This is a genomic window from uncultured Maricaulis sp. (assembly GCF_963976135.1).
In the GTDB taxonomy this organism is placed as follows: domain Bacteria; phylum Pseudomonadota; class Alphaproteobacteria; order Caulobacterales; family Maricaulaceae; genus Maricaulis.
The window spans coordinates 1-2438 of sequence record NZ_CAXBKN010000176.1; the positions used below are offsets into that span (position 1 = coordinate 1).

2 protein-coding genes are annotated in these 2438 nt (G+C 63.8%); both read left to right on the forward strand.

The genetic code is table 11. From position 1 onward, the window contains the following. Positions 1 to 221: 221 nt before the first annotated feature. Entirely contained in the window at positions 222 to 1208 is a 987-nt protein-coding gene (gene cobS, locus AAC023_RS14315; RefSeq protein ID WP_339741958.1) for a cobaltochelatase subunit CobS, read from the forward strand. A 68-nt stretch (positions 1209 to 1276) separates the two neighbouring features. After that, complete coding sequence (locus AAC023_RS14320; RefSeq protein WP_339741960.1) at positions 1277 to 2326, forward strand: hypothetical protein; 1050 nt, start codon at positions 1277 to 1279, stop codon at positions 2324 to 2326. The last annotated feature ends 112 nt before the right edge of the window (positions 2327 to 2438 follow it).

A 2438-nucleotide genomic window follows, 5' to 3' on the forward strand; every position in this document is an offset into this window, starting at 1 on the left:
CACGTTTTCGTCACGGAACAGTTTCTCCGTGTCTTTGCAGGCAAAGGATCGGATCACCCGCGCAATATAGCGTCAGACGAGAGTTCCGTCAAACGGAACCCTCCCCTTTACCCCCCATATCACCCGCCTCCCTTGCCGTGCGCTGCGGCCTGCGCTAGTCCGGATGCACGATACCGTGCAGCTTTGCAGTCCTGACGTCCCCAAGCGAAAAGACCGGTTCCATGAACGACGAGTTCCCTGTGCCTGCCCCCGATGCGATTGCCGATACCCAGGCGCTGTTCGGCTTCGATGCCGGCTTTGAAGTGCCGATGTTTTCGCAGCCTGACGCGCACACGCCGAAGATCGACCCGGATTATGTGTTCGATCCGGCGACGACGCGGGCAATCCTGGCCGGCTTTGCGAAAAACCGCCGGGTTATGATCCAGGGCTATCACGGCACCGGCAAGTCGACCCATATCGAACAGGTCGCAGCAAGGCTCAACTGGCCGATGGTGCGGGTCAATCTCGACAGCCATATCTCGCGTATCGACATGGTCGGCAAGGATGCCATCGTGTTGAAGGATGGCAAGCAGGTCACCGAATTCCAGGAAGGCATACTGCCCTGGGCGCTGCAGCGTCCGGTCGCGCTGTTGTTTGATGAATATGATGCCGGCCGGCCCGATGTGATGTTCGTGATCCAGCGCGTGCTCGAGGCCTCTGGCTCGCTCACCCTGCTCGACCAGACCAAGGTGATCCGGCCCAACCCGTCCTTCCGCCTGTTTGCCACCACCAATACGATCGGCCTGGGCGACACCACCGGGCTTTACCATGGCACGCAGCAGATCAATCAGGGCCAGATGGACCGCTGGTCGATCGTCGCGACGCTGAACTATCTGCCGGCCAAGACCGAGAACGCCATCGTGCTGGCCAAGATGAAGGACCTCGCCGCCACCGAAGAGGGCCGCAAACAGGTCGCCGACATGGTCAAGCTGGCCGATCTGACGCGCGAAGCCTTCATCAATGGCGACATCTCGACCGTGATGAGCCCGCGCACCGTGCTGACCTGGGCGGAGAACAACGCCATTTTCAACGATCTCGGCCACTCCTTCCGCCTCACCTTCCTCAACAAGTGTGACGAGCTGGAACGCCCGACGATTGCGGAAATGTATCAGCGCGTCTTCGGCACCGATCTGGCCGAAGCGCCGATCAAGCCGGCGGCGGTGGCCTAGGCGCCGCTACGCTTGACCACGCCTGCAGCACCCCGGACTATGTCGGCAGACAGGTTTCAGGGGGCAGCATGATCAGACAACTCGCACTCGGGGCGCTCACCGCTGCCCTGCTGGCCGGGCCGGCGCTGGCCTGCCCGCCACCACCGCCGCGCAGCTTTGAGCAGACCCTGGCCGCATCGGCCATGCCGCGCCTGCATGACTACCTGTCCCGCTCAGCCCAGGTGGAGCTGGTGCGCGTCGTCGACTGGCGCCCGGCAGAGCCGCCGGCACGCTATGGGCCCTTCCTCGGGGGCATGCCGCTCGCGACCTATACGCTCCAGGTCGATGAACGCCTGAAGGGCGCCGGCGGAGAGAGTTATGAGATCGAAGGTGCGATGGGCGCAATCGCCTTTGAGCCGGTCGCGGCCGACGGCACGGACTATGCAGCCCTGCACGCGCAAACCCTGTTCTGGGATGAATTCCCTGTCGGCACACCGAGCACAGGCTTTCTCAGCCTGCCGACCTGCGCCAATTCCATGGCCCTCATCATCGGGCAGAGTTATCTGGTGTTCCGCTCGGACGAGGGCGTCGTGCTCGCGCTTGAACCCGTCGGCACGGACGACCAGCTGGTCCAAGGCGTGCGCAATCTGATTGCGGAGCCCGGCGCGCGGCGGCCCTGGGAGACCGATCTGCGCGACTATCTCGTGCGGCATGAGCATCTCGACCGGGTCGAGATCACGCGGTGCGGCGAACACCGGTCTGACATCACCATCAACAAGACCGGCGAATACCAGCCTGGCCGTGGCTTTGTCAGCGACGCCTCAAACTGGATCGAAGGCGCCGGTGCGCAGCGCGGGATCAATTACGCCCGCGGCAGTCTGGACCGCGGCGATTGCGAGGCCGGCCAGGAATTCCTCGTCACCCATGATCGCTATCTCGCCAGTTTCGGGGCCGGCCGCATCCTCGGCTGGAACCAGCAAAGCGTTTTTCTAGGTGCCTATCCCGTCACAGACGATGTCGCGGATTTCTCCACGGTCTACTCGCAGATCGGCGTCACCGACGGGCGCCCGGCCAGCCTTGCAGAGATCGAGAACTGGTTCGCTGCGGCCCCCGCAATCCGGCCGGCTCGCCCGGACTGAGACAAGGCTGTGGCAAGAGCGGCCAAGCGGGTTCGCCTGGCGGTGCCTGTACAGGGATGCAGGTCGGCAGTGCCTTAGCGGACCAGGCCGCCGGCCTTCAGCCCCAACATCA

What these genes read in the sequence shown, in the direction of transcription:
- cobS (WP_339741958.1), top strand. Translation starts at nt 222, where the DNA reads ATGAACGACGAGTTCCCTGTGCCTGCCCCCGATGCGATTGCCGATACC.
- AAC023_RS14320 (WP_339741960.1), top strand. Translation starts at nt 1,277, where the DNA reads ATGATCAGACAACTCGCACTCGGGGCGCTCACCGCTGCCCTGCTGGCC.